At 66.6% G+C, this 20748-nt stretch carries 18 protein-coding genes; 4 read left to right on the top strand and 14 right to left on the bottom strand.

The genetic code is table 11. The annotated features are described in order from the left end of the window. Nucleotide 1: 1 nt before the first annotated feature. Nucleotides 2-1291: a phthiocerol/phthiodiolone dimycocerosyl transferase family protein gene (locus ACQP0C_RS04405; protein ID WP_433730802.1), complete on the bottom strand. Its 1290-nt coding sequence runs from the start codon at nucleotides 1289-1291 to the stop codon at nucleotides 2-4. Between the two features lie 124 nt (nucleotides 1292-1415). Between ACQP0C_RS04405 and ACQP0C_RS04400 the strand changes: the two genes are divergently transcribed. Both ACQP0C_RS04400 and ACQP0C_RS04395 read left to right on the top strand, forming a co-directional pair. After that, complete coding sequence (locus ACQP0C_RS04400) at nucleotides 1416-1973, top strand: TetR/AcrR family transcriptional regulator (RefSeq protein ID WP_433730800.1); 558 nt, start codon at nucleotides 1416-1418, stop codon at nucleotides 1971-1973. A 335-nt stretch (nucleotides 1974-2308) separates the two neighbouring features. After that, nucleotides 2309-3040 carry a ZIP family metal transporter gene (locus tag ACQP0C_RS04395; RefSeq protein ID WP_433730798.1) on the top strand — a complete coding sequence of 244 codons (732 nt, stop codon included), beginning with the start codon at nucleotides 2309-2311 and terminating at the stop codon, nucleotides 3038-3040. A 24-nt stretch (nucleotides 3041-3064) separates the two neighbouring features. On the opposite strand, the gene ACQP0C_RS04390 is transcribed toward ACQP0C_RS04395, so the two are convergent. The 6 genes from ACQP0C_RS04390 to aceA form a co-directional block, all read right to left on the bottom strand. Next, nucleotides 3065-3958 (bottom strand): LLM class flavin-dependent oxidoreductase, encoded by an 894-nt coding sequence (locus tag ACQP0C_RS04390; RefSeq protein WP_433730796.1) that lies wholly within the window; start codon nucleotides 3956-3958, stop codon nucleotides 3065-3067. A 95-nt stretch (nucleotides 3959-4053) separates the two neighbouring features. Beyond that, nucleotides 4054-4620, bottom strand: coding sequence for a TetR/AcrR family transcriptional regulator (locus ACQP0C_RS04385; RefSeq protein WP_433730794.1), 567 nt, complete (start codon nucleotides 4618-4620; stop codon nucleotides 4054-4056). Then, on the bottom strand, nucleotides 4620-5039 hold the full coding sequence (locus ACQP0C_RS04380; RefSeq protein ID WP_433682391.1) for a VOC family protein: 420 nt from the start codon (nucleotides 5037-5039) through the stop codon (nucleotides 4620-4622). Before ACQP0C_RS04380 ends, ACQP0C_RS04385 begins: the two co-directional genes overlap by 1 nt. Before the next feature lie 110 nt (nucleotides 5040-5149). After that, nucleotides 5150-7456: a 5-methyltetrahydropteroyltriglutamate--homocysteine S-methyltransferase gene (gene metE / locus ACQP0C_RS04375; protein WP_433730792.1), complete on the bottom strand. Its 2307-nt coding sequence runs from the start codon at nucleotides 7454-7456 to the stop codon at nucleotides 5150-5152. A 340-nt stretch (nucleotides 7457-7796) separates the two neighbouring features. Then, entirely contained in the window at nucleotides 7797-8666 is an 870-nt protein-coding gene (locus tag ACQP0C_RS04370; protein ID WP_433730790.1) for a 3-hydroxybutyryl-CoA dehydrogenase, read from the bottom strand. A 182-nt stretch (nucleotides 8667-8848) separates the two neighbouring features. Continuing rightward, entirely contained in the window at nucleotides 8849-10138 is a 1290-nt protein-coding gene (gene aceA / locus ACQP0C_RS04365) for an isocitrate lyase (RefSeq protein ID WP_355179415.1), read from the bottom strand. Nucleotides 10139-10591: 453 nt separating this feature from the next. On the opposite strand from aceA, the gene ACQP0C_RS04360 reads away from it, so the two are divergent. Beyond that, a complete protein-coding gene (locus ACQP0C_RS04360) occupies nucleotides 10592-11731 on the top strand; it encodes a lipase family protein (RefSeq protein WP_433730788.1) in 1140 nt (379 codons plus the stop codon). A 69-nt stretch (nucleotides 11732-11800) separates the two neighbouring features. Here the strand turns inward: ACQP0C_RS04360 and puuE are convergent, their stop codons facing one another. The 5 genes from puuE to ACQP0C_RS04335 form a co-directional block, all read right to left on the bottom strand. Then, nucleotides 11801-12724 (bottom strand): allantoinase PuuE, encoded by a 924-nt coding sequence (gene puuE, locus ACQP0C_RS04355; protein ID WP_433730785.1) that lies wholly within the window; start codon nucleotides 12722-12724, stop codon nucleotides 11801-11803. Next, the gene (alc, locus tag ACQP0C_RS04350) at nucleotides 12721-13725 is read right to left on the bottom strand and encodes an allantoicase (protein ID WP_433734429.1); all 1005 of its coding nucleotides are present in this window, start codon (nucleotides 13723-13725) and stop codon (nucleotides 12721-12723) included. The genes puuE and alc overlap by 4 nt, the downstream gene beginning before the upstream one ends. 195 nt (nucleotides 13726-13920) lie before the next feature. Then, nucleotides 13921-15108, bottom strand: coding sequence for a DUF6986 family protein (locus ACQP0C_RS04345; protein ID WP_433734428.1), 1188 nt, complete (start codon nucleotides 15106-15108; stop codon nucleotides 13921-13923). A 117-nt stretch (nucleotides 15109-15225) separates the two neighbouring features. Further along, nucleotides 15226-18129, bottom strand: coding sequence for a molybdopterin-dependent oxidoreductase (locus ACQP0C_RS04340; protein WP_433730783.1), 2904 nt, complete (start codon nucleotides 18127-18129; stop codon nucleotides 15226-15228). After that, nucleotides 18126-18959: an FAD binding domain-containing protein gene (locus ACQP0C_RS04335; RefSeq protein ID WP_433730781.1), complete on the bottom strand. Its 834-nt coding sequence runs from the start codon at nucleotides 18957-18959 to the stop codon at nucleotides 18126-18128. The genes ACQP0C_RS04340 and ACQP0C_RS04335 overlap by 4 nt, the downstream gene beginning before the upstream one ends. A 221-nt stretch (nucleotides 18960-19180) precedes the next feature. On the opposite strand from ACQP0C_RS04335, the gene ACQP0C_RS04330 reads away from it, so the two are divergent. Further along, a complete protein-coding gene (locus tag ACQP0C_RS04330) occupies nucleotides 19181-19471 on the top strand; it encodes a DUF222 domain-containing protein (protein WP_433734427.1) in 291 nt (96 codons plus the stop codon). 81 nt (nucleotides 19472-19552) lie between these two features. Here ACQP0C_RS04330 and ACQP0C_RS04325 read toward each other — a convergent pair whose 3' ends face one another. Both ACQP0C_RS04325 and ACQP0C_RS04320 read right to left on the bottom strand, forming a co-directional pair. Next, a complete protein-coding gene (locus tag ACQP0C_RS04325; RefSeq protein WP_433730779.1) occupies nucleotides 19553-20056 on the bottom strand; it encodes a hypothetical protein in 504 nt (167 codons plus the stop codon). A 123-nt stretch (nucleotides 20057-20179) separates the two neighbouring features. After that, nucleotides 20180-20644, bottom strand: coding sequence for a hypothetical protein (locus ACQP0C_RS04320; RefSeq protein WP_433730777.1), 465 nt, complete (start codon nucleotides 20642-20644; stop codon nucleotides 20180-20182). Between the last annotated feature and the right edge of the window lie 104 nt (nucleotides 20645-20748).

Here is a 20748-nt window from a genome sequence, read left to right as displayed (position 1 = left end):
GCTAGGCGCCGCTGATGCCTTGGAGTGCGGCGATCAGCGCCAGACTCACCTTGCCCAGCTGCGCTCGGCTGTGGTGCGCGGTGTCGTATTCGACCTGAACAGTGAGCCGTTCGCCGACCGTGAATATGGTCAGCTTGGGTGGCATACCGGGACCCATCGCATACACATCGTCGCGAATGATCCGGATGCCATCGGGTGTCGAATGCGCTGGCAGGCGACCGATATTGGAGATCGCGAGGGTCGGCGCGGCCGACAGCATCGCGGCGGTCGACGCGTCCAGGACGCGTTGCGCGGCAAGTAGGAAGACCGCGGCTGCGCGCTGCTCCTGCGCGGCGCGCATACCCGCGGCCACTTGGTGCGCGACCTCGATCGGGCTCGTATCGTGCGAGACCATCGCGGGGGTACCCACGCCGGATGCGCAGTTGAGCATGGTGCTCGCGGGCAGATGCACCTCGGACCGCACGTCAACGGCGTGTCCGCAGAACATCGGCAGCGGTCCGGTGGCTGGCTCGAGCTGGGAGCGGAATGCGATCAGGCCCGCGCCGCCGAGCAGGCTGTTGACCGAAAGGCCGTGTGTGCGAGCCGCATCGACGAGCGCACGGGTTTCCTCGGCGTCCAGTTCGATGCGCTGTACCGCGAAACGACCGAGCGGATCCGCACCGCCGCCGTCCTGCGGCAGGGTGCGCGGTGCGGATTCCGGCCCCATGGTCGCGGCGCCGGCCCGGAGCTCGTCGAGCCAATCGGCGACCTCGGCGTCCGAGATGACCGCGGCGAGTTGGTCATCGATGGCCTCGGGCAGCCCCTGATCCGATTCCGGTTGCGGCAATGCCGTTCTGGTCGCGTGCGCGGTGTAGCGCTGCCACATCTGCGCCAGCAACGCGAAAGCCGATCTGCCGTCGGAGATGCCGTGATGAACGACCAGGACGATCTGATCCCGATCACGGTCGCGCAGTAGATGGGCGCGGAACAGACCGTCGCGCCAATCCCGTGGCCCGTTCACCAGATTCAGATATTCGGCTTCGCCGCCATCGCCGACCTCGAGGCGCGGTCGGTAAGCGTCGTCTCGAACGAAGTGCAGCACATTGTCCGCGTCGGTCACCGGCTTACTGCGCAGCAGCGGATGCGCGGCCGACAGTTCATCGAGGACGCGGCGCAGGATCTCGATATCGAGCGAACCGTGCACGGTGGAGCCGATGAACAGCGGCATATCGCCGGTCGGCACGCTGCCGAGCTTGCTGCCGGAGTCGAAGTAGGTCGTCTCGAAGGGGGAAATCGGTCGCTGCGTGGTCATCTCGTACCTCCTGTATCGGAGCGGGCGGTGCCCTCAACATACAACTGTTTCAAACGCTTGTCACAGACGTGTGTTTGAAACGTTCGTCACAAACAGATGTATGCCGGACTGATAGGGTGCGACCGTGGGAACCCGAGAAGATCTGCTCGCCGCGGCCAAACAATGCCTGGCCGAACGCGGTTACGCGCGCACCACCGTGCGCGATATCGTGGCCGCCTCCGGCAGCAATCTGGCCGCCATCAACTACCACTTCGGCACCCGCGACAAGCTGCTCAATCAGGCGATGATGGAGTCGAGCGCGGCCGCGGTGCAGCAGATACTCGAGTCACTGCCCGACCGCGCCGCCGCCGATCCGGCCGCCCGCCTGCTTGACTTCCTCGAGCGGCTGATCACTTCGTTCACCGAGAATTCCGCGCTGTGGTCGGCCAATGTCGAAAGCCTCGCCCAGGCGCTGCACTCCCCCGAACTGCGCGCCGAGTTCGGCTCCGCGCAGGCCTCGGCGCGCGCAGGCCTCGCCGACCTGTTCGGCCCGGCCGAGCCGGACTCTCGACTCGGCGACGTGCTGCAGACCATGATCGGCGGCCTGCTGGCCCAACATCTGGTGGACCCCCAACACGCCCCCACCGCCGCCGATATCACCGCCGGTCTGCGCGCCCTCGCCGCGCTCGTTTCGCCGACTTAGTCGCAGGCCCGCGCCCATAGCAGCAGGCGAATGCCCACCAACGTGATGCCCGGCCGCAGGCGCATGACCGGCGAGTAATGCCTAGCCACAGGCCCACAACCCGCGAACGCAATGCCTAGCCACAGGCGCATGGCCCGCGAACGTAATGCCTAGCCACAGGCCCACAACCCGCGAACGCAATGCCCAGCCACAGGCCCACGCCGCAGGCGAATGCCCCACGAACTTGATGCCAGGTTGTCAGGCGCATGCCCGGCGAACGTGAATGCCCAGGCTGCCCACGAACACGCAGGACGGATATCGCATTGTGCTGCGGATCGGTGGCAGATGCTGGACCGATGGCGATTCTGCTTGCGCTGGTTTCGATGTGCTCGACGCTGGTCGGCGGGCTGGTGGCGGTTCGGATCGGCGACCGCAGGCATCTGGTACTCGGGTTGGCGGCGGGCGTCATGTTGGGGGTCGTGTTCTTCGACCTGCTGCCCGAGGCATTGGCGCAGCAGGGACACAGCGCACTCGGGGTTCCGGCGGCGCTCATCGCGACTGTCGTCGGCTTCGTGACCATCCACGTGATCGAACGCGCGGTCGCCATCCATACCGGTCACGAACGCGAATTCGGCACGCACAAGCACGGTTTCGAATCCGTCGGACTACTCGCGGCGGCCGGGCTGATCTTCCACAGCACCCTCGACGGCCTCGGCATCGGTCTGGGTTTCCAGGCGGGGGCCACCGTCGGCGTCGCGGTCGCCATCGCCGTCATCTGTCACGACTTCGCCGACGGCTTCAACACTTTCACCATCACCACCCTCTACGGCAGCGCCCGCAAGCGCGCCATCATCCTGCTCACCCTCGACGCGATCGCACCGGTCGTCGGCGCGGTCATCGGCACCGTCATCCGCGTTCCCGCCGAAACCGCCGGCCTCTACCTCGGCTACTTCGCCGGTTTCCTGCTCTACCTGGCCACCGCCGATATCCTCCCCGAGGCACACGCCGAACACCCCTCCCGCCTGACCCTCGCCTGCACCGTCACCGGCGCTGCCCTCATGCTCGCGGTCGCCGCCCTGAGCCACTGAACCGGCGTCGAACACGCAACGGGATCAGCGCTTTTCGAGTTGGGGCAGCACCTCTTGGGCGATCCAACTCATCGCGTCGGCGAATGCGGGAGCCGGTACCGGCAGCCAGATCGAGCAGGCGTCGAGTCCGGCGTCGGCCAGCGCGCCGAGTTCGTCGGCAATGCTCGCGGCCGATGGCCCGGGGCCGCCGAGCAATCGCCCGGGATCATGGTCGATGGCATCGAATCCCGGTGGGACCACGAACGCCACCGAGGTCATTCGCAGCGGTTTCGCTTCGATGTCCGATGCCTCGGCGAGTTCGGTGAGCCGGTGTCGGATTCGATGCAGTTCGGCGGGATCGGCGACCGAACCGTGCCACGCGCTGCCGAAGCGCACAGTTCGGCGCATCGCGGCATCGCTGCGTCCGCCGACCCACACCGGTGGTCCACCGGCTGTGTACGGCGCTACGCCGATGCGCGGCTCGGACTCACCGCGCCACAACGCGGTGATCGACTCCAACTGCTCGTCGGTTCGGCGTCCGCGCGTACCGAACGCCACCCCGACCGCATCGAATTCGGTACGATCCCAACCCGTCCCGATACCGAGCGTGAACCGGCCACGCGACAGCCGGTCGAGCGTCGCGGTTTGATGTGCCAGCACGACCGGGTTGTACAACGGCAGGATCAGCACACTGGTCGCGATGCCGATGCGCGAGGTCGCACCGGCGATCGCCGACAGCATGATCAGCGGATCGTGCGTGACCCCGAGCTCACCCGCGAGCACATGACTACCCGCAATAATATGGTCGAAGCCCAATTGTTCTGCGGTACGGGCGGTTTTGACGATGTCATCCAGATCGTCGGCATCATCGGGCCACAACCGGTGCGGTGCGATGCCGAGCCGGAGGGTTCTCGCGTCAGCCAGTGCTCCTGAGGACATACTGTTGGGCTCCCGATGGCAGTGTTGCGACAGAGGTCACCGGATCAACACCGGGAACCGGGCGGTTCATCCCGCCCGCTGCGGTTGGGCACCGGTCAGCGGACGATCGCGCGGAGCACGGCGTCGACCGACTGGTCGGCGAGGTGGTCGGTCAGCGGTAGGTGACCGAAGAGGGCTCGGTAGTAGATCGGGGAGACGACGGCATCCAGGACGAAATCCAGGTCGGTATTCGGATCGATTTCGCCACGGCGGATCGCCGATCGCAGTGCGATCGCGGTGCTGTGCCTGCGCGGTTCGAACACCGTGGCCAGGAAATGCGCACGGAGGTCCTGGTCATTGGCGAGATCGGCGACCAGCGCGGGCAATACCCGGCTGAGTGAGGTATCGCGCAGTGCCGCAACCAGATTCCGCATTGCGACGGTCAGGTCGGCGCGCAGGTCACCGGTGTCCGGCGTGGGTTGCAGACCGAGCAGGTCGGCCACGACATCGACCACCAGGTGCCGTTTCGATGGCCAGCGGCGGTAGATCGCGGGCCGGTGCAGACCGGCTCTGGCCGCTACCCCGCCGATGGATAATTCGGCATAGCCGTTCTCGTCCAATAGCTCTCGGGCCGCCGCGAGGATCGCGATATCGATTCGGTCTTCGCGGGCGCGGCCGGGCATCAGAACACCGGACGTGGCATCAGCACAACGCGCCAACCATCCGGATCAGGGAAGGTCAGGCCGCCGTTGGCGGCCCAATACGGATTCTCGGCGGGAACGGGCTCAACGCCGAATTCGCCGAGTCGCTGTGCCACGTCGAACATCTGTGACTCGTTCGAGAAGTACAGCACCAGTAGGTTTTCCGCACTGGGCGCCGTGCCCGGGCTGCCGTCCACATGCGTGGTGAACTCCAGGTGATACCCGGTCCCTGGCAGTCCGAGCATTACTCCGTCATAGCCCGCGTGGTTTTCGAATCGGTAGAGCTCGCGCAGTCCTAACCCCTCGACGTAGAACCGCACGACCTCCGCTAGCCGATCGGTGGGCCGGGCAATACGAACCTGCGCCACCGGCAACGACTCGGGCCAAGCCTGATCAGCCATACCCGAATATTACGGTACGAACCGTACCGAATTGAATATGCCGTCGATCACGCCCAGCGAAAGGCCGCCTCCACATCGTGAGATGTGAAGGCGGCCTGCTGCTTCGGTGCTTACTCCGCCGCGGCCGCCCGCCGCCGGACCCGGCGCGCCGCCGCGACCATATTGCGCAGCGAGGGCTCCAGCTGCCAGTAGTGGCGGGTCTTCAAACCGCCGTCCGGATTCGCCCACAACCGTTCCGGCGTCACGGCTGCCGCCGCGGCGGTGAGCAATTCGTCGAGCTCATCGATGTCCGGGATGCGCGCCGAACGGCTTTCGTAGACACCGGGACCAACACCGTGGCTCAGGCCGTGGCCCGAGGCGGAGTCTTCCTTGAGCGCCTTCAGCACCCATTCGATCGAGCGGGTGGCCACGATCGCGGTGACATCGGCATCGAGTTCCTCGATCGCGTCGACCACCTCGGTGCGCCCGGAATAGCCGATATGCGTATGGATCTGGGTCTCCGGCCCGACTCCGGAGGTCGCCAAGCGGAAGGCCGCGACCGCCCAGCGCAGGTATTCGGCGCGCCCCGTCGGGCGCATGGGTAGCAGCTCGCGAATGGCGGGCTCGTCGACCTGGATGATCGAAATACCCGCACGTTCGAGATCGACGACCTCATCGCGAATGGCCAGCGCGACCTGGTCGGCGGTTTCGTAGAGCGGCTGGTCCTGGCGCACGAACGAACGCGCGATCATGGTGACCGGACCGGTGACCATGCCCTTGACCGGCCGATCGGTCAGCGACTGGGCGTAGCTGATCCACTCGACCGACATCGGCGCGGGCCGCGAGACATCGCCGTAGATGATCGGCGGTCGCACACAACGCGATCCGTACACCTGCACCCAGCCGAAGTGCGTGGTCGCGAAGCCGTCGAGCAGCTCGGCGAAGTACTGGATCATGTCATTGCGCTCGTGTTCGCCGTGCACGAGCACATCGAGGCCGATGTCCTCCTGCAGACGGATCGTGGCCTCGATCTCGGCCTCGATCTTCTTGCGGTATTCGTCATAGGACAGTTTGCCCTGACCGAGGTCGTAGCGGGCCTGGCGAATCTTGGCGGTCTGCGGGAACGAGCCCAGCGTGGTGGCGGGCACCAATGGAAGATTCAGCTTGCGCTGCTGGGCTTCGCGACGCACCTCATAGGGTTCGCGGGTACGCATATCGGGCGTGATCGCGTAAACCCGTTGCCGCACCGCGTGTTTCTGCTTGAAGTGCACCTCGGTCGGCCGTTTGCGCCACTTGTCCGACGGGCCCTCGGTCAGCGCCTTGGCGAGCGAAACCACCTCGCCCACCTTCTGCTGCGCGAAGGCGAGGCGATCGGCGACATGGCCCTCGATGTCGTATTCTGCGAGCACGTCATAGGGCACGTGCAGCAGCGTCGTGCCGGTGGACACCACCAGATCGGGGCAGACCTCGGCCAACTCGTTGAGGTATTCGAGCGTCACGTAGCGATCTGCGCGCCAGACATTGAGGCCGCTGATCACGCCCGCGTACAGGCGCTTACGTCGAATGCCGGGAATTTCGGCGAGCTCTTCGGGCTGGATCCGATAGCTGGCCAGATCCACTCCGATGGCCTCGACATTGGTCTCGGCCAGAATCCGCAGCGCCTCACCGAAATCGCCGTACTGCCCGGTGACGAGCATGCGCGGGCGCAGCGCCGCCGTCGAAAGCCGGTGGTAGGCACGCTCGAATGCGGCCAATTCGGCCGGGGTGCGCTCACTGGTGAAGCACGGCTCGTCCAACTGCACACAGGTGGACCCGCGCTTGGCGAGGATTTCGAACAGCTCCTCGTACACCGGAAGCAGCTTGTCGAGCAGGCTCAGCGTGTCGAAACCGCCTGCTTCACCGGGGATATGGCCCGCCTTGGACAGCAGCAGCAGCGACACCGGACCGACCACCACCGGGCGCAGTTCGATATCGCGCGCCTTCGCGCGATCCCATTCGTCGAGCAAAGCCTCCGGGTGCAGCGAGAATTCGGTGTTCTCATCGAGTTCGGGCTGGCGGTAGTGGTAGTTGGTGCCGAAGAACCGCACCAGCTCCAGCGGCGGCAGATCCGGGCGACCGCGCGCCATCAGGAAGTAGAAGTCCAGCGGGTGCAGTTCGTCCTGGAACGGCTTGAACCGCGCGGGCACCGCACCGAACAGCAGCGCATTGTCGAGGATGTGGTCGTAGAAGGAGAAGGTGTTGCCCGGGACCTGGGTCAGACCGGTGGCGGCGAGACCGTTGTACTGCCGCTCCTGGATGTCGCGACCGACCGCGAGCAATTCGTCACGGGAGATCCCGCCGTGCCAATAGCCCTCGAGTGCCCGCTTGAGTTCGCGATGCGGCCCGATCCTCGGGTAGCCGAGGATGCTCGACCCGTATCCGTCCTGAACGTTGACCATGAGCGGGGTACTCCCTTTCGATCACCTGCGCGGTGTCCACGACCCAGACCCCGCAACAGCGCTGCGCTCTCGGTTTTCGGCCGAGCCGCTAGCCAAGACCCGACCTTCTTGCAGCCTATGCCGAGAACGGCATCGGCTCTGTCCGATTTGCGGCGCCTGCGGCGCCGCGTGTTCGCGGCCCCCGGTATCTCGCGACCGAGCGGTCGAGACTCGTGACTACGTCGAGTCGTTTCGACCGCTCCGGCCGCGAGACGGGCCAACGTCGCTCGTAAGGCTCACTCGTCGGGGGTTGCGAGGCAACCACCAGCACGGTGCCGAGACCAGGAGCGACGCGATCAGATCAGACCTTGTACTGGTAGAAGCCCGCACCGGTCTTCTTGCCGAGCAGTCCGGCCTCGACCATGCGCATCAGCAGCGGCGGCGCCGAGTACAGCGGCTCCTTGAACTCCTGGTACATGGAGTCGGCGATGGACTTCACGGTGTCGAGGCCGACCAGGTCGGTCAGTGCCAGCGGTCCCATCGGGTGGGCACAGCCGAGCACCATCGCCTTGTCGACGTCTTCCTTGGTGGCGAAGCCGGATTCGACCATCCGGATGGCCGAGAGCAGGTACGGCACCAGCAGCGCGTTCACCACGAAGCCGGAGCGGTCGGCCGAGCGCACGATCTGCTTGCCGAGCACATCGCTGGCGAAGGCCTCGGCGCGCGCGGACACCGCCTCGCTGGTCTTCAGCGTGGTGACCAGCTCGACCAGCGGCAGCACCGGCACCGGGTTGAAGAAGTGCATGCCGACAACGCGCTCCGGATTGGCGGTGGCGACGGCGATCTTCATGATCGGAATGGAGGAGGTGTTGGAGGCCAGTACGGCGTCCGGATCGGTGACGACCTTGTCGAGTTCGGCGAAGATGGCGGTCTTCACCTTCTCGTCCTCGAGCACCGCCTCGACCACCAGTTGGCGGTCGGCGAAATCGCCGAGGTCGGAGGTGAACCGCAGGCGCCACGCGGCCTGTTCGCGTTCGCGCTCGGTGATCTTGCCACTGCTCACGCCACGGTCCAGCGAGCGCAGGATGCGAGCGCGGCCCGCCGCGGCTAGTTCCCGAGTCTGTTCGTAGACGAGCACGTCGATATGCGCCCTCGCGCAGACCTCCGCGATTCCCGCACCCATCTGTCCGGCACCGATGATGCCGACGCGCTGAATCTTCTCGCTGCTCACGTCCCGCTCCTGCTGGTTTTGTCTGGCTGTCGGGTGGCTGGTGGCGAAGGACGCTCGGATGTGAGCGAGACCTTCGATGGTCCAAGGTATAGGGATGCCCTCCCCGCTGGGGCTGTTCAGCGGGGAGGGCGGTACACCCCTATAGGGGGCTATCGGCCTGCATTACTGCGGGCTGGTCGAGCTCAGTGGAACTGGCCCTCTTCGGTGGAACCCTTCAGGGCCGCCGTCGAGGTGTTCGGGTCCACGGTGGTGGCGATGGTGTCGAAGTAACCGGCACCGACCTCACGCTGGTGCTTGATGGCGGTGAAGCCACGCTCGGCGGCGGCCTTGAACTCGCGCTCCTGCAGGTCGACGAAGGCGGTCATACCCTCGCGGGCGTAGCCGTAGGCCAGGTCGAACATGCCGTAGTTGAGCGAGTGGAAGCCCGCCAGGGTGATGAACTGGAACTTGAAGCCCATGGCACCCAGCTCACGCTGGAACTTCGCGATGGTCGCGTCGTCCAGGTGCGCCTTCCAGTTGAAGGACGGCGAGCAGTTGTAGGCCAGCAGCTGGTCCGGGAACTCGCCGCGGACGGACTCGGCGAACTTGCGGGCGACCTCGAGGTCCGGCACACCGGTCTCCATCCAGATGAGGTCGGCGTAGGGGGCGTAGGCCTTGGCACGCGCGATGCAGGGCTCGATGCCGTTCTGCACACCGAAGAAGCCCTCGGCGGTGCGGGTGCCGTCCAGGAACTCACGGTCGCGCTCGTCCACGTCCGAGGTGATCAGGGTGGCGGCCTCGGCGTCGGTGCGGGCGATGATCACCGACGGCACGTCGGCGACGTCGGCGGCCAGACGCGCGGAGGTCAGGGTGCGGATGTGCTGCTGGGTCGGGATCAGCACCTTGCCGCCCAGGTGGCCACACTTCTTCTCGGAGGCCAGCTGGTCCTCCCAGTGCACACCGGCGGCACCGGCGGCGATCATGGCCTTCTGCAGTTCGTAGGCGTTCAGCGCGCCACCGAAGCCGGCCTCGGCGTCGGCGACGATGGGGGCCAGCCAGTTCTGGACGGAGGTGTCGCCCTCGACCTTGGCGATCTCGTCGGCGCGCAGCAGCGCGTTGTTGATGCGGCGGACCACGGACGGCACCGAGTTGGCCGGGTACAGCGACTGGTCCGGGTAGGTGTGACCGGACAGGTTCGCGTCACCGGCGACCTGCCAACCGGACAGGTAGATGGCCTTCAGGCCGGCACGGACCTGCTGGACCGCCTGGTTACCGGTGAGGGCGCCGAGGGAGTTGATGTAGTCCTCGTTGTTGACGAGGTCCCAGAGGATCTCCGAGCCACGACGGGCGAGGGTGGCCTCTTCGACGACAGTGCCCTGCAGCTTCGACACCTGCTCGGCGGTGTAGTTGCGGGTGATGCCCTTCCAGCGCGGGTTGGTGTCCCAATCCTGCTGGATCTCGGCAGCGGTCTTCGGGGTGCCGACGTTCGACATCTCTGACTCCACTTCTTCGTTTCGGTGCCCCACGGTCGAGCATCGCTCGAACTGCTGTGGCGGCAATTTGCAGGCTTGCTAGGCCCATGGGGTGTACTTCCACACGATGGCACACCAGGAAATAGCCGTCTACCTGTTGCAAGTGTGAATCCGAGCTAGGTTTCGACTGGTCATTGCTAACTTTGCGAAATTAGCCTGCAAATTGCACGCGTGAAACCTACCCGCTGGTAGCGCTGACATGCGGTTTTAGCGTAACGCTCGTACTGTTAGCGACCGCACCGGGTACGGCCATCCGACGCGCCCGGCATTCCGCGCTGTGAGGACGTTCACACGCACTCGTGTGGCCTCCGCCACCTCCGAGCGAGTGACCGGGCACACGATCGGGCAGACTGGTGCGACATTCGACCCCTCGGGCGGGCGGCCAGTTCACCGTGGACGCCCGATAGGAGCGCTATGCGGAAACTGTGGTTCACCACGGCGATCGCCGTCGCATGCGGCGCGAGCCTGCTGCGACTGCCCGCGGCGGGCGCCGACCAGGCCGGTCCCGGCACCGTCGTATCCGTCGCACCACTTGCCGCAGTTGCCACGCTGCCGGGTTCGGTGGACTCCAGCCGCCTCTTGTACTCGACCACCACCGTGAACGACGCGCCGACGGTGGCCAGCGCCGCGGTCTACTTCCCGCCCGGTCCGGCCCCCGAGGGCGGCTGGCCGGTGATCGCGTGGGCGCATGGCACGGTCGGGCTCGGCGACAACTGCGCCTACAGCATCGCCGGGCCCAGCGCCGTCGAACGGGACTGGGCGTATCTGGGGACCTGGCTGGCGCAGGGCTACGCGATCGTGGCTGCGGACTACGCCGGACTCGGTACGTCCGGCGAACATCCCTACCTCGACGGACGCGTGGCGGCGCACAACGTCGTCGACGCGGTCGAGGCCGCCACCGGGCAGTACTCGTCGCTGGCGAAGAAATGGGTGGTCGTCGGACAGTCACAGGGCGGTGGCGCGGCGGTGTCCACCGCGCGGTACGCGACCGAATTCGGCGGGCCGGAGCTCGACTATCGCGGTGCGGTCGGCACCGGCGTGCCCGCGTATATCGAGGATGTTCTGCAGCTGCTCGGGCCGGGTGTGCCGCCGATCAAGCTGAACCCGTACAGCACCGCGTACGTGCTCTACATCCTGAACGGATTGCGCACGACCTACCCCGAGCTGGACATCGAGTCCTTGCTGACCGACTCCGGACGCGCATGGCTCGCCCGGGCGCGCGATGTGTGCGTCACCCCGCTGCACAATGAGCTCGGCGCCAGCGGCGTCCTGATCGGCGATCTGTTCGCACGGCCGCTCGCGCAGATTCCGAACGTGCACACACTGCTGCACGAATACCTGGGCCTGCCCGAATCCGGTTACGACAAGCCGCTGTTCCTCGGGCAGGGCCTACGCGATACGGATGTGATCACGCCGGAAACGCTGCGATTCGCGGCGGTGCTCATGGTCAACCGGCAGCCGGTCACATTGCACACCTATTTCGAGGATCACGACGGGACGGTCAATGCGTCGCTGCCGGATTCGCTGCCGTTCGTGCGCGGTCTGTTCGCCTGACACGGCTGCGCCGAATGGCCCCGGCGCCCGTTCCTGATTCCGCGGCATTCGTTGGCGCTCGGACCAGGGTCAGTTGGTGCCCACCGGCGGGTGAGTGTGGCGCCAGTGCTCGGCTATGTCTATGCGGCGGGTGATCCAGACGTCATTGTGGGATTGGACGTGGTCCAAGAAGTGCTCGAGGGCAGCGATGCGGGCCGGACGGCCGACAATTCGGCAGTGCAGGCCGATCGAGAGCATTTTCGGGCTGCCCTCGGCACCTTCGCGGTAGAGGGTGTCGAAGGCGTCGCGGAGGTGGGCGAAGAATTGGTCGCCGCTGGGAAAGCCCGCGGGTGAGGCGAAGCGCATGTCGTTGGTATCGAGGGTGTAGGGGACCACCAGGTGGTTGCGGCCGTGCACGGTCACCCAGTACGGGAGGTCATCGGCGTAGGAGTCGGAGTCGTAGACGAATCCGCCGTGTTCGACCACCAGTTCCCTGGTGTGCGGGGAGTCGCGGCCGGTGTACCAGCCGAGCGGGGCCGAACCGGTCAGCTCGGTGAGGATGCGCACGGCCTCGGCCATATGCGCGCGCTCGGTGTCGCGGTCGGTGAGTTGGTAGGACCGCCAGCGCAGGCCGTGGCTGGCGATTTCGTGGCCGAGTTCCTGAAAAGCGGCCACCGCCTCCGGATTTCGCTGCATGGCACGGGCGACGGCGAAAATGGTCAGCGGCAGATCGCGGCGTTCGAAGGCACGCAGGACCCGCCACAGTCCGGCGCGGGAGCCGTACTCATAGAGCGATTCCATGCTCCTGTGACGGTTCGGAAAGGCCTGTGCCGGAGTCATTTCCGAGAGAAAGGTCTCCGAATGCGGGTCGCCGTCCAGCACGCTGTTCTCCGCACCCTCTTCGTAATTGAGGACGAATTGAACGGCGATCTTCGCATCGCCCGGCCATTGCGGATCCGGCGGTGTCGGTCCGTATCCGATGAAGTCTCGCTGATTCATGTCGGTGTCGCTCATCCCCCGAGTTCTCCATAGAGGCGCAGCCGCGCGAGACCGCCGTCGGGATAGATATCCAGTCGGACCTCCTCCACCGAGGCCGCCATCGGCGCGATCGCGAATCGGTGCCTGGTATCGGGCAGCAGTTCGGTGCGCGGCAGCAATTCGAGTTCGGTGCCGTCATTGGTGTGTCCGGTGAGCCGGGCGGAGCCGGGGCTATTGCCGAGGAAGTACGACGTATCGATCTCGGCGAGCCGGATGAGGCCGGGACCGGCGAGCCGGATACGCACCCAGTCATTGCCGTCGTCGCGGCGGCGGGCGGTTTCCCAGCCATCACCCATCTTCCTGGCCAGTCCCGGATAGAGCAGCTGGTTCGGCGAACTGTAGAAGCGGTTGGAGCAGTCCAGGACCAGAGCACCGTTCTCCAGCGCGGCCAGGTCGAGCGGGCCGAGGCCGAGCAGCCTCGGATCGGGCCTGCCCTCGCCGTGCACGCGCAGCCGGGCCACACCGCCGTCCGGATGCATGGTGAGCTTCACATGGGTCCAGCGCTTTTCGTTCTCGATGACGAAGGGATTGCGGCTGTCACCGGATACCGGGGCATGGTCGATCAGGGTCACCCAATCATCGCGGTCGGCAATGGCTTGCGCGGGCGGATAGCCCTCGATCTCGAGTGCGGAGACCGAAATCGCTGGCGGATAGTTGCCTTTGAACCAGGCGGTGTCCACCACGATGCCGCGGATCACGCCGGGCACGCCGAGGCGCACGATGGCGGAGTCGTCGCCGGGGCGGCCGCGGTGCCTGCGGGTTTCCCAGCCGTCGTAGATCTGGCCCTTGTGTCCGAAGGTCGACGGCCGGTATTCCGACGGGCCCGGATTGATCAAATTCTCCTTCTCCGCGAAGAATTCATCGTTGGCCCAGATCACCGCTGCGCCGAGCGGGCGGACCGCCAGATCTGGCAGTAGCGTGAAATCGTCTACCTCGACCGGGTCGTGCCCACCCGTCACCCGACCATCGCCCCGCATCGAATCGCTTCGCGATACCGCACTCATCGCACCTCCTGTTTCGCGCGGGAATCCCGCATCCGGTTCGGGCCGCGCGTGACGTGACACCGACTGCCGCGCGTGACGAGGTTCCGATTGCCGCGAGCCGCCGAATGTTCGGTACCGCGCGAGGTCACCGCGTGGCCCACCAATAGCCGATCGTCGTATGGCCGCATTTCACGCCGGTTCCTGCGGAATCGGCGCACGTGCGACCAGCGCACCCAATACCTCCGGGGTCAATGCCGGTGCGAGCGAACGCAATTCGTCGGCGCTACGAGCACCGCAGTGTAGACCGCGCAAAACGGTGGCGGCCAAGGCCTCCGCGGTCGCGGGCTCGTCCAGCACGCCGCCGGAACGTCGATCGAGATAGGCCACCAGGCGTGGTACCGCGACATCGATGGCCTGCCGGAAGAACTCGTAGGTGGCCAGCCAGCGGGTGATCAGATGGCCGGGGTGCATATCCCAGCCCTGGTAGTAACCGAGGCGCAGGGCCCGGCTGACCAGCCGATGGTGGTTGCGCAGTGCGGCTTCCGGTTCGCCGTCCGGCACGATCTGGGTGGAGCCGTCGCAGACCCACACGCCCGTTTGGGCCGCGGCGACCTGCATGACCGACTTCGCATAGTCCGCGGCGGGGTGGTCGAGCGCCTGATCGGGTGCGGCGATCCCGCATGCCGCGGTGTAGTCATAGGTGCCGAAATGCAGTGCGCTGCAGCGTCCCTCGGACAGACCGATCATCCTGGCGATCGGGGCGCTGCCATCGGCGGCGATGATCGCCTGCGGGCTCTCGATCTGCAGTTCGAACCGCAACGTGCCCGCATCGAGTCCGAAACCGCGCTCGAATCCTTCGCACAGCGCCACCAGTGCCGAAGCCTGTTCCACCGCACGGATTTTCGGCACGGTGAAAACGAAACCCGCTGGTACACCGCCCGCCGCAGCCAATACGAGCTCGAGGGTGCGCAGCGCGCGGGCGCGTTCGGAGCCGGCCAGACCCTTCATCCGGATACCCAGACTCGTCGGCCCACCGGGCAGCTTCGCCCATTCCGCGAGCACCGTGCCCGCATTTGTCGCGGCCTTGTCCTCCTCGGTATCGGCCCGGAATCCGTAGCCGTCCTCGAAGTCGATGCGCAGATCCTGGATCGGGTGCCGTTCGAGTTGTGCGCGCACGGTGGGCAGGGCGTCGGTGTGGTCGAGTTCGGCGAGCAGATCGTAGTGGCGATCAAGAAGTTCGGTCGCCACCGCACCCCATTCGGCGGGGGTGTCGGCCGTGGCGCGGTCGGCGGGCACATAGGCGGTATGAATCGGCTGGACCCGGCCGTCGGGGCCCGGATAGCGGGTGCGCAGATCGGCGTCGACCGCGTCGAGCATCGCGTCGATACCCGCGCGGACGTTCTCGGGTAGCTGTGTTGGATTTGCGCCGCTCCCGGGCCCTCCATGGTTACGCACGCTGCCTCCTCCGGGCCTGACGCTCGCGTCGCGGGGAAATCACCCGTGATCTCCTTCCTGAAGTGCTCGCCAGATCCGGTCGGCCGTCATCGGCAAACGGGTCTGGCGTACCCCGACAGCATCGCGGATGGCATTCGCCAACGCGGGGGCGACCGGGTTGTACGGCGATTCACTCATCGACTTGGCGCCGAGGGGGCCCAGGTCATCGACGGTTTCGGCGAAGTAGACCGCGGTGCGCGGCAGGTCGGCGAGCTGCGGGATGTGGTAGTGCCGCAGCGTCTGCGTCGTCACCACGCCCTGGTCGGAGCGCATGTCCTCGTAGAGCGCGGTGCCGATGGCCTGCGCGACCCCGCCCTCCACCTGGCCGCGACACTGCACCGGGTTGAGCACCGTGCCCGCATCGGCGGCCTGGACCGAGTGCAGGATGCGCACCTCCCCGGTCGCCGGCCGCACGGCGACCCGGAATGCCTGCACATTGAAGCTGACCGAACGCGGGCTGCCCGCGTGTTCGCCGTGTCCGGACAACTCGCCGTCGGCCAGTAGTTCGGCGACACCGACCAGCCGGTCGCCGCAGCGGACACCCGCCGGTTCGAGGACGCATTCCGCCTCGGAGCGATCGGTCAGTTTCGCCGCCCGGACCAGGATGTGTTCGCGCAAGGCCACGGCCGCGGCGTAGCAGGCCTTGCCGGCGACCGTGATGCCGGTCGAGCCGAAGGCTCCGGTGTCGTGGCCGACGACATCGGTGTCGGACTGGCGAATCACGATGCGGCGCACATCGGTATGCAATGCCGTCGCCGCGAGCTGGGCGTGCACTGTTGTCGTGCCGCTGCCGAATTCCACTGTGCCGATGCGGATCTCGTAGCGTCCGTCGGGCAGCAGCGTGGCGGTGGCCTCGCCTCGGTGGCCGCGCGGCGGGATGGTGGCGATCATGGCCAGTGCCATGCCGGTGCCGACCCGCCAGTCCGGGCCGGGTGTGGGAACTCCATTGCCGCGCAGTATGGCTCGCTCGGCCAGGTCGAGGCATTGATCGAGGCCGTAGCTGCCGAATGCCAGATCACCCCGGTCGACTTCGGCGCCGACGAACTCATCGCCGGGCACCACCACATTGCGTCGGCGGAATTCGAACGGGTCGATGCCGAGTGCGCGCGCCAGTTCGTCCATGGCCGATTCGATGCCGAAGATGATCTGCCCGAGGCCGTAGCCGCGAAAGGCGCCGGAGGGAACGTTGTTGGTGTAGACCGCTTTTGCCCGGACGCGCTTATTGGCGCAGCGATAGACCTCGACGGATTCGCCGACACCGTGGAACATGACGCCCGCACTGTGATTGCCGTAGGCACCGGCATCGGCGAGCACGTCGATCGAGAGCGCGGTCAGCACACCGTCGGCATCCGCGCCCGCGGTGACCGCGACCCGCATCGGATGACGGCACGTGGCGCTGGTGAATTCGTCGGACCGGGTGAATTCGTACTGGACGGGTCGCCCGGTGCGCAGCACGGCCAGCGCGATCAGATCCTCGGCCAGCATCTCCTGCTTGGCCCCGAACCCGCCGCCGACCCGCTTGGCGAAGACCCGCACGCGATCCCGCGGCAGCCCGAACAGGTGGCACAGCTCGTCGCGAACCAGGAACGGCACCTGGGTGCTGCACCGGATGACCAGCCTGCCGTCCTCGTCCAACCAGCCGATGCCCCCGTGGGTTTCCAGATGTACGTGCTGGCCGCGCGGCGAATGCCAGACACCGCTGACCACCTGCGCCGCCGCGGCCAGACCCGCCGCCACATCGCCGACCTCGCCGTCCACCTCGGCGATCAGATTCCGCTCGGTATCGGCAATGCGAGCCGAATCCGGCTTTCCCCGATGCAGTTTCGGTGCTTCCGCAAGCAATGCCTCGGCCGGATCGAAAACCGCGGGCAGAATCTCGTACTCGACCGCCAGCGCACGGCAGCCCGCACGGGCGATCTCCATGCTCTCCGCCACCACGGCGGCAACCCGCTGGCCGACGAATCGCAGCGTGCGATCGAGCACGTAGGTGTCGTCGGGATCGTCGGCGCGAAGTTCATGGCGGCCGGTCGAGAACGCGATATCCGGCGCATCGGCGTAGCTGAGCACCGCGTGCACGCCGGGCAGTGCCTCGGCCGCGGTGGTATCGATGGAGACGATCCGCGCGTGTGGATGTGGGCTCGGTAGGACCGCGATATGCAGGGGTGCAATGGGCGGGGCATCCGTGGTGGTCGGTGCGTCCTGTGGCGAGACGTCGAAGGTGAACGGTTCATTGCCCGTGACGATCCGAGGTCCAGCAGGTGCGCCGACGCCGGTGCCCGCTCGTCCGAAGGCGGTGTGCTCGACTGCCGTGGCATCGCCCGCCGCGACCCGGCCGACCGCCGCGACGGTGTCCGCGGTCGCATCACCGACGACGGCGGTATCGATCCGCGACTCGGCCGTGCCGCCGCGCATTCGCCTGCCCGCCGAGACCGCATCCTGATCGAGGCCGACGGTGGTGTCGGCAGCCAGACCGGTCAGCGCATCGGCGATCGGGCGATAGCCGGTGCAGCGGCACAGGTTGCCCTTCATCAGCTCGGGCAGCGCGCCCGCATCCGGGGCCGCCGGTCCGCCGCAGCCGAGGCCCGCGGCGGTGACCACCATGCCAGCGGTGCAGAAGCCGCATTGGAAGGCGGCCGAGTTCACGAATCGCTGTTGCACCGGATGTGGCTCCTCGACGCTGCCGAGGCCGGCGGCGGTGGTGATGCTGCGATCGGCGGCGCGGTAGGCGGGAATGATGCAGGAGTGCACCGGCACACCGTCGAGCGCAACGGTGCAGGCACCGCAGTCCCCCGCGTCGCAGCCCTTCTTCACCGCGAAGACGCCCTGCTCGCGCAGCAGCGTGCGCAGGCATTGGCCCGGTCGCGGATCAGCCCGCACAGTCTTGCCGTCGACCTCGAATTTCATTGCGCATCACCGGCTTCGCCGCGTAGCTCGGCGGCCACCTCCCGCGCCAGCACACCGCTGACGTGACAGCGCCAGTCCGGTGCGCCGTGCGGATCGTCGAACCACAGCGTCGGATCGATGGCCTCGATCGCGGCCGACACTTCGCTATCACCAGGTGTCGCAACGAAATCCAGCACAACCGGTCGACCGGTGGCGGCGGTGATGGTGACCGCGCACCGGCCGTCCACCTCGCGACGCCCCATGACGACCGCGCCCGAACGACCGAGCGGAGCCAGCGCGATCTTCCGGAAAGCGGTGCGCGCGTGCAGGCTTCGCATCGGGACGGTGATCGATCGCAACACCTCACCGGAGGTGAGTGCGTTACGTCCCGGCCCGAGCGTGAACTCTCGCAAGGGAATCCGCCGATCGCTGCCATCTGGCGACCACACCAGCGCAACGCCGTCCAACGCCACCAGGGCACCCGATACCGCGCCCGCGGGCAAGGACAAACACACATTCCCACCAACCGTCGCGGTCCGCCAGATCTTGTGCGATGCGACCAATGCCCGGCACGCTCGCGCGAACAATCCCGTCCCCGGCCAGTCCGCCCGCAACAACTCCACCCCCAACTCCCGTCCCGGCACCGCCCCGGCAAACTCCGCCAACGTGCAGGTAGCCGCGATCTCCAACCCCTCGTCCGTCGCCGTCAACGCGGGCCACCCGAACCCGGTGATATCGACCAGCCGATCCAACCCCTCCTGCGGCTCGGAGTACAGAAACGTCCCCCCGGCGAGCACCCCACTGGCCCCATCCACAAAAGCCAGGTCAGCCCGCTCTCGAGCCGTTATCACATCCCGAATCGTATCCAGATCCACGCCACACCTCGCTCCACTACCGCTCTCGCCACAGTAGAAGCCGCGGGTTGCCGCGATATTGCGCGACACCCGCCCCAGGTTGCGCGGCCGTTACCCCGCCGAATCGAGCACCCGCGCCCTCCACGCCAAGCCGCGCAGTCCGAGACGTCTCTGTTCCAGTATCCAGCAATACCGTCTGATCAGGACATTCGCCTTAGCTGCGGCAACTAGCCGGACCCATCGGATCAGCACTCGGCCCGAGACCGATCCGGCCTGATCCGCACCCGACGGATCGGGAGGCGACCGAGCAGATTCTGGCCGAGTTGGCGCGATCCGGATCGCCGGATGGTATCGGCAAGCTCGGCGACCGGATCCTGGCCCATCTGAACCCCGATGGCCGGCTCACCGATGCCAACCACCGGGCTCGCATGCGCGGGATCACGGTGGGTCGGCAACAGCCGGACGGGATGTCACCGGTCCGTGGCGAGATCGATCCGGTGCTGCTGTAGCGACACCGGTGAGAAGCGATTTCGACGCCGCAAGCGCGAACCGACGACCATCTACGCTTCACGTGCGCCGCTTCCCAGCCGCTACTCGCGAAGCGCATCCGGTGTCCACACTTGTGTGGAATCGGTACCGCCGCGCTGCTTATTGCCCGCCCGGTCCATGATCACGAACACGACGGTCACGCAGACGACGAGGTACATCGCCGCGGTCAGGGTGATTCCGACCGGGCCGAAGAGCACGGCCCACACGCCTTCTCCGCGCGCCCAGTAGCCGATGTCGTTCAGGATGTACACGACCGGCAGCACGATCGCACAGAGCACACCCAGCGCGCGCACGTAGTCGGGGTACGTTTCCGGGCCGATGAGCACGGCAGCCCGATCCGCATACAGTGTCGCGCGACGCGCGGGATGGCCCAGATCTGCGAGTGTCGCGTATTCGGCTTGGTCCGGGACCTCACCGAGTGCGACACGAGCTTCGGTGTTAACAGCGATCGTCGCGCGTAACTTCTGCTCGACAGCACGACGATGCTGATCGGATACCCGGCGGACGACGGCGGCAACGTAGCGGTCGGTCAAGGTGGTGGTCACGATTCTCGTCCCTTTGACTCGGCGCCCGGCACGGCAATGGCATTCGACTGGGTCGGTGTGCCGTCGCGCCAATGGCTCGGACTGTGTCCAATGTTCAGGTGACGCAGATGGTTTCGGCCCCGCTCAGCTGACCTGGGTCCCACCGAAGCCGAACGCGAAGCTGTGGCCCTTGGACCGGCAGCTGAGTTCGGCACGGGAGCCGGAACCGACACAGGTGGCTCCGCCGTAGCTGATGGTGGCGTTGCCGGGATACGGGTTGGTGGAGGTCGGCGGATCGAGAGCCAAACCCGGGCTGCCCGCCATACCGTGCTGACCGAACGTCGGATGCGCGGGCAGGAACGGCAGATCGATGGCCAAATCGGTAACCGGCAGAATGCCGAACCAGCGCGCCGTGTTGGGCTGTATGTCGCACCCGACATCGCCATTCGGGTGCATCGCGCAGCTCGCCATATTTCCGTAGCTGAAATAGACCGTGTCACCGACCAGATACGGCGCGGGGTCGAGATCGGCGGCCGAGGCGACACCGCCGCTCGCCAGTGAAACCGTCGCAACGGCGACCGCGGCCCCGACAAAATAGCGCGCCTTCATTCTTCCTCCACGCAGGTATCGACTTCAGTGACGTCAGAAATACTCGAAATTGCCGATAGCACAGGCACTCTCGACGCAGCACGGAGCATGGCGTCGCGCTCGCT

Source organism: Nocardia sp. CA-129566, from assembly GCF_050956075.1.
Lineage (GTDB): Bacteria > Actinomycetota > Actinomycetes > Mycobacteriales > Mycobacteriaceae > Nocardia.
The sequence above is the reverse complement of the archived record's forward strand: the minus strand, read 5'-3'. Positions and strand labels throughout refer to the sequence as shown.

Bases quoted from the DNA above. Each gene is read 5' to 3' on its own strand.
- aceA (WP_355179415.1), bottom strand. From the start codon at position 10,138: ATGTCGAACGTCGGCACCCCGAAGACCGCTGCCGAGATCCAGCAGGAT.
- ACQP0C_RS04360 (WP_433730788.1), top strand. From the start codon at position 10,592: ATGCGGAAACTGTGGTTCACCACGGCGATCGCCGTCGCATGCGGCGCG.
- puuE (WP_433730785.1), bottom strand. From the start codon at position 12,724: ATGAGCGACACCGACATGAATCAGCGAGACTTCATCGGATACGGACCG.
- metE (WP_433730792.1), bottom strand. From the start codon at position 7,456: ATGGTCAACGTTCAGGACGGATACGGGTCGAGCATCCTCGGCTACCCG.
- ACQP0C_RS04340 (WP_433730783.1), bottom strand. From the start codon at position 18,129: ATGAAATTCGAGGTCGACGGCAAGACTGTGCGGGCTGATCCGCGACCG.
- ACQP0C_RS04390 (WP_433730796.1), bottom strand. From the start codon at position 3,958: ATGTCCTCAGGAGCACTGGCTGACGCGAGAACCCTCCGGCTCGGCATC.
- ACQP0C_RS04345 (WP_433734428.1), bottom strand. From the start codon at position 15,108: ATGCTCGACGCGGTCGACGCCGATCTGCGCACCCGCTATCCGGGCCCC.
- ACQP0C_RS04380 (WP_433682391.1), bottom strand. From the start codon at position 5,039: ATGGCTGATCAGGCTTGGCCCGAGTCGTTGCCGGTGGCGCAGGTTCGT.
- ACQP0C_RS04320 (WP_433730777.1), bottom strand. From the start codon at position 20,644: ATGAAGGCGCGCTATTTTGTCGGGGCCGCGGTCGCCGTTGCGACGGTT.
- ACQP0C_RS04385 (WP_433730794.1), bottom strand. From the start codon at position 4,620: ATGCCCGGCCGCGCCCGCGAAGACCGAATCGATATCGCGATCCTCGCG.
- ACQP0C_RS04395 (WP_433730798.1), top strand. From the start codon at position 2,309: ATGGCGATTCTGCTTGCGCTGGTTTCGATGTGCTCGACGCTGGTCGGC.
- alc (WP_433734429.1), bottom strand. From the start codon at position 13,725: ATGCGGGGCGATGGTCGGGTGACGGGTGGGCACGACCCGGTCGAGGTA.
- ACQP0C_RS04405 (WP_433730802.1), bottom strand. From the start codon at position 1,291: ATGACCACGCAGCGACCGATTTCCCCCTTCGAGACGACCTACTTCGAC.